General features: G+C 70.6%; 4 protein-coding genes. All 4 read right to left on the minus strand.

What is annotated here, in order from left to right:
- Positions 1–35 precede the first annotated feature (35 nt).
- The 4 genes from EHS43_RS36825 to EHS43_RS36840 all read right to left on the minus strand — a co-directional run bounded on the left by EHS43_RS36825 (position 36) and on the right by EHS43_RS36840 (position 5,034).
- Positions 36–1,232, minus strand: a complete 1,197-nt coding sequence (locus EHS43_RS36825) for a Gfo/Idh/MocA family protein (RefSeq protein ID WP_125194957.1) — start codon at positions 1,230–1,232, stop codon at positions 36–38.
- A gap of 68 nt (positions 1,233–1,300) precedes the next feature.
- Entirely contained in the window at positions 1,301–2,347 is a 1,047-nt protein-coding gene (locus EHS43_RS36830) for a substrate-binding domain-containing protein (RefSeq protein WP_125194958.1), read from the minus strand.
- Between the two features lie 138 nt (positions 2,348–2,485).
- Complete coding sequence (locus tag EHS43_RS36835) at positions 2,486–3,514, minus strand: ABC transporter permease (protein ID WP_125194960.1); 1,029 nt, start codon at positions 3,512–3,514, stop codon at positions 2,486–2,488.
- Positions 3,511–5,034, minus strand: coding sequence for a sugar ABC transporter ATP-binding protein (locus EHS43_RS36840; protein WP_125194962.1), 1,524 nt, complete (start codon positions 5,032–5,034; stop codon positions 3,511–3,513). The genes EHS43_RS36835 and EHS43_RS36840 overlap by 4 nt, the downstream gene beginning before the upstream one ends.
- Positions 5,035–5,103: the final 69 nt, after the last annotated feature.

Below are 5,103 nucleotides of genomic sequence, written 5' to 3' on the forward strand. Positions count from 1 at the left end.
CAGGGTGAACTGACGCGGCATGCTTCCGGGCCTCCTCAGACAGCGATCGGGGTGTAGACGGAGTTCTTCTCGGCGCTCTCCTCCACCGCCGCGAGCACCCGCTGCACCTGAAGCCCGTCGGCGAAGGTCGGCAGCAGCTCGGTGCCGGTCGCGATGGACTCGACCAGGTCGCGGGCCTGGTGGACGAAGGTGTGCTCGTAGCCCAGGCCGTGCCCCGGCGGCCACCACGCGTCCAGGTAGGGGTGGTCCGGCTCGGTGACGACGATCCTGCGGAATCCTGCCGTGGCCGCGGGCTCCCGGTGGTCGTGGAAGGACAGCTCGTTGAGCCGCTCCAGGTCGAAGGCGAGCGAGCCGTGCTCGCCGTTCACCTCCAGCCGCAGGGCGTTCTTGCGCCCCGACGCCATCCGGGTCGCCTCGAAGGTGGCGAGGGCCCCCGACGCGAGGCGGCCGGTGAACACGGCCGCGTCGTCGACCGTCACCGGACCGCGCCGGGTACCGCCGGAAGCGGTCAGGCCGGAGGAAGCGCCGTCGAGGCGGGGGCGCTCCTTGACGAAGGTCTCCATCTGGGCGGAGACCCCGACCAGCACCTCACCGGCCAGGTACTGCGCGAGGTCGACGATGTGGGCGCCGAGGTCACCGAGCGCCCCCGATCCCGCGTGCTCCCGCTCCAGCCGCCAGGTCAGCGGGAATTCGGGGTCGACGAGCCAGTCCTGGAGGTAGACCACCCGGACGTGCCGCAGCGTGCCCAGCCTGCCGTCGGCGATCAGCCGACGGGCGAAGGTGAGGGCGGGCACCCGCCGGTAGTTGAAGCCCACCATGGCCAACTGCCCGCGTTCGCGGGCCGCTTCGGCCGCCGCGACCATGGCCTGCGCCTCGGCGACCGAATTGGCCAGCGGCTTCTCGCACAGTACGTGCTTGCCCGCCTCCAGCGCCGCGATCGCGATCTCCGCATGGCTGTCACCCGGGGTGCAGATGTCGACGAGCTGCACGTCGTCACGGGCCACGAGGGCACGCCAGTCGGTCTCCGCCGCCGTCCAGCCGTGCTTGTCGGCCGCGGCTTGCACGGCGTGCGCGTCACGGCCGGCGACCGCGGCCATGCCCGGGCGCAACGGCAGGTCGAACACGTGCCCAACCGTGCGCCACCCCTGGGAGTGGGCGGCGCCCATGAACGCGTAGCCGACCATGCCCACGCCGAGTGTCGGGGGCGCGGTCCGACTGTCCCTGTGTTCCATACGGGTTCCTCCTGGTCGGAGTTGTCACTGAATCGTCGCTCTGTTCGCGGGCACGTGGCCCGGGCCGGTCAGATGAAGCCGGTCGGCAGGTACTGGTCGACGTTGTCCTTGGTGACCACGGCCGAGTAGAGGGTGAGCGAGGACGGGATCTCGAACTCGGAGAGCCCGCCGACGCCCTTGCCCTGGCCGAGCGCCCGGGCCAGGTCGATGGCGGAGGCGGCCATCGTCGGCGGGTACAGCACGGTCGCCTTGAGCACGCTGTTGCCGGCCTTGATGGCGTCCATGGCGGACTTGGCGCCCGCGCCGCCGACCATGAGGAAGTCGTCGCGGCCGGCCTGGTCGATGGCGCGCAGCGCGCCCACGCCCTGGTCGTCGTCGTGGTTCCACAGCGCGTCGAACTTCGACTGGGCCTGCAGCAGTTGGGCCATCTTCGCCTGGCCTGACTCCACCGTGAAGTCGGCCGCCTGGCGGGCCACCTTCTTGATGTTGGGGTAGTTCTTCAGGGCGTCGTCGAAGCCCTTGGTGCGCTGCTGGGTCAGTTCGAGGTTGTCGAGTCCGGCGAGCTCCACGACCTTGGCGTTCTGCTTGCCCTTGAGCTGTTCGCCGATGTAGTGGCCGGCGTTGAGGCCCATGCCGTAGTTGTCGCCGCCGATCCAGCAGCGGTACGCCTGCGGGGAGGCGAATACGCGGTCCAGGTTGACGACGGGGATGCCGGCCCGCATGGCCTGCAGGCCGACCTGGGTGAGCGCCTTGCCGTCGGCCGGCAGGATCACCAGGACGTCGACCTTCTTGTTGATGAGGGTCTGGATCTGGCCGATCTGCTGGGCGGTGTCGTTGGAGCCCTCGGTGATCTCCAGGGTGACGTCCGAGTACTTCTCGGCCCGGCGCTTGGCGTTGTCGTTGATGGCGTTGAGCCAGCCGTGGTCGGCCTGCGGTCCGGCGAAGCCGATGGTGACGGCCTTGCCCGGCTTGTCGTCCGCGGCCGGGACGTTGTCCGCGGTCGGTTCCTGGTTCTTGGGCTCGTTGCTGGTGCAGGCCGTCAGCAGCGCGCCTGCGGACACGGCCGCGGTGCCGAACAGCAGTGCTCTGCGGCTGGTGGCGGGGGTTCTTGCCATGGCGAATCGACCCTTCGACTGGGCGGTGTGCGTCGGATGGTGAGGGAGGAGAGGCGGGGCGCCGGACGGCGGTGTCAGGGCCCGCCGTCCGGCAGCATGCGGTGGCGACACGGGTCGCTGCGCAGGCGAGCGGCGGCGTCAGGTGTCGCCGTGCAGGGAGCGCCGCTGGACCAGGACGGCGGCGACGATGATGGCGCCCTTGGCGATCTGCTGGACGGCGGTCTCGAGGTTGTTCAGGGCGAAGATGTTGGTGATCGTGGTGAAGACCAGGACACCGAGGACGGAGCCGATGATGGTGCCGCGGCCGCCGCTGAGCAGGGTGCCGCCGATGATCGCCGCGGCGATGGCGTCCAGCTCGTAGAGGTTGCCGTTGGTGTTCTGGCCGGAGCCGGCGAGCACGATCAGCATGAACGCGGCGATACCGCAGCACAGTCCGGACAGCAGGTACAGGTACAGGCGCTGGCGGCGTACGTCGATGCCGGCGAGGCGTGCCGCCTCCGCGTTGCCGCCGACCGCGACGGTGCGGCGGCCGAAGGTGGTGCGGTTGAGCAGCAGCCAGCCGATGACGGTGACCGCGGCGAAGATCAGGACGAGGGGCGGGATGCCGAGGATGTAGGAGTCCCTGGCGCCGAGATCGAGCACGGACCGGACGCTCACGATCTGGGTGCTGCCGTCCGTGATCTGCAGCGCCAGACCCCGCGCGGAGGCGAGCATGGCCAGCGTCGCGATGAACGGCACCATCCTGCCGTAGGCGATCAGCACACCGTTCACGAGACCGCAGCCCACACCGACGACGACCGCGGTGAAGAGGATGCCCGCGAAGCCGAACTCCTGGGTGGCCACGGTCGTCGCCCACACCGAGGAGAGCGCCACCATGGCGCCGACCGACAGGTCGATCCCGCCGCTGGTGATGACGAACGTCATGCCGACGGTGACGACGCCGATCACGGACGCCTGGGTGAGGACGAGTTGCAGATTGCTCGTCGACAGGAACTCGTCCGGCGCGGTGATCCCACCGACCACGACGAGGGCGGCGAGGACTCCTAGCAGGGAGAGCGTGCGTACGTCCCACGGCAGTCCGGGGCGTCGCGAACTCGACTTCTCCCCCGCGGACTTGGTGTCGGACGCCGGCGCTTCCTCGTGCGCCGCGGCGGTCGGCTGCGTCATGACGTCGGGTTCCCTTCCATCACAAGATCGAGTACTCGGTGCTCGTCCAGCTCCCGGGCGTCCGCCGTGTGCACGACGCTGCCTTCGCGCAGCACCAGCACCCGGTCGGCGAGGCCGAGGACCTCGGGCACCTCACTGGACACGAGGAGTACGGCCAGGCCCTCGTCGGCCAGCCGGCGGATCACGGCGTAGAGCTCCGCCCGGGCGCCGATGTCGACGCCCCTGGTCGGCTCGTCCAGCAGCAGCACCTTGCAGCCCCGCAGCAGCCAGCGCGCGAGCACCGCCTTCTGCTGGTTGCCGCCGGACAGGGTCCTGATGGCGGCATCGGGGTTGTCCGGCCGCAGCGACAGTTCCCGTACGGCCCGGTGGGTCGCGGCCCGCTCGGTGCGCCGGTCGATCCAGCCCGCGCGGGCGAAGCGGGACAGGGTGGAGACCGAGACATTGCTGCTGACGGACTCCAGCATCAGCAGGCCCTGCGCCTTGCGCTCCTCGGGCGCGAGGCCGATGCCGGCGCGGACGGCGGCGCGGACGCTGCCGGGGCGCAGGGGCGTGCCGTCGACGAGGACCCGGCCGCCCTCGGGCTTGCGCGCGCCGTAGATCGTCTCCAGGATCTCGGAGCGTCCCGAGCCGACCAGTCCTGCCAGGCCGACGATCTCGCCGGGCCGCAGCTCCAGGTCGACGGGCGCGAACTCGCCCCGCCGGGTCAGCCCTTCGACCTTCAGCACCGGCTCCCTCCCCGCGGCGGACCCGGCCGCGGGGCGCTCGGGGAAGACGTACTCCACGTTCCGCCCGGTCATCAGGGCTACGACCTGATGGGTCGGGGTCGACTCGGCGGGCAGACCGCCCGCGACGGACCGGCCCTCCTTCAGCACCGTGACCCGGTCGCCGATGCGCCGGATCTCCTCCAGGCGATGGGAGATGTAGACGACGGCGACACCGTCGGCCGTCAGATCGGCCACGATCCGGAAGAGGTTGTCCACCTCTTCGGGGTCGAGCGCGGCCGACGGCTCGTCCATCACGATGAGCCGCACCTCATGCGACAGCGCGCGGGCCATGGAGACGATCTGCTGCTGTGCCGCCGACAGGTCGCCGACGAGCCGCGCGGGATCGATCTCCGCGTGCCCGAGCCGCTTCAGCAGCTTCGCGGTCGCCGTACGGGCGGTGGAGCCGCGTACGACGAACCCGGCGGACGTGGGTTCGTGCCCGAGGAAGACGTTCTCCGCGACCGTCAGCCCCTCGATCAGGTCGAGTTCCTGGTAGATGGTGGCGATCCCCAGGCGCATGGCGGCCATGGGCGATCCCAGGGTCACGGGCTCGCCCTGCCAGGTGATCTCACCGCCGTCCGGCTGGTGCGCGCCGGCGAGCACTTTGATCAGAGTGGACTTGCCGGCGCCGTTCTGGCCCAGGAGGCAGTGCACTTCTCCGGCCTGGACCTGGAGATCCACACCGTCCAGGGCCCGGACGCCCGGGAAGGACTTGGTGATGCCGGACATGGTGAGCAGGGGTGGTGGTGATGCCATGAAGGATCCCCTCGGCGGTTGCGGTCCGTGAGCGGGCAGAGCGGGGCGGGGTGGTGTGGGCGGATGGGC

Source organism: Streptomyces sp. RP5T, assembly GCF_003933965.1.
Taxonomy (GTDB): domain Bacteria; phylum Actinomycetota; class Actinomycetes; order Streptomycetales; family Streptomycetaceae; genus Streptomyces.

Coding starts and splice junctions, on each gene's coding strand:
- EHS43_RS36825 (WP_125194957.1), bottom strand. CDS start 1,232: ATGGAACACAGGGACAGTCGGACCGCGCCCCCGACACTCGGCGTGGGC.
- EHS43_RS36830 (WP_125194958.1), bottom strand. CDS start 2,347: ATGGCAAGAACCCCCGCCACCAGCCGCAGAGCACTGCTGTTCGGCACC.
- EHS43_RS36835 (WP_125194960.1), bottom strand. CDS start 3,514: ATGACGCAGCCGACCGCCGCGGCGCACGAGGAAGCGCCGGCGTCCGAC.
- EHS43_RS36840 (WP_125194962.1), bottom strand. CDS start 5,034: ATGGCATCACCACCACCCCTGCTCACCATGTCCGGCATCACCAAGTCC.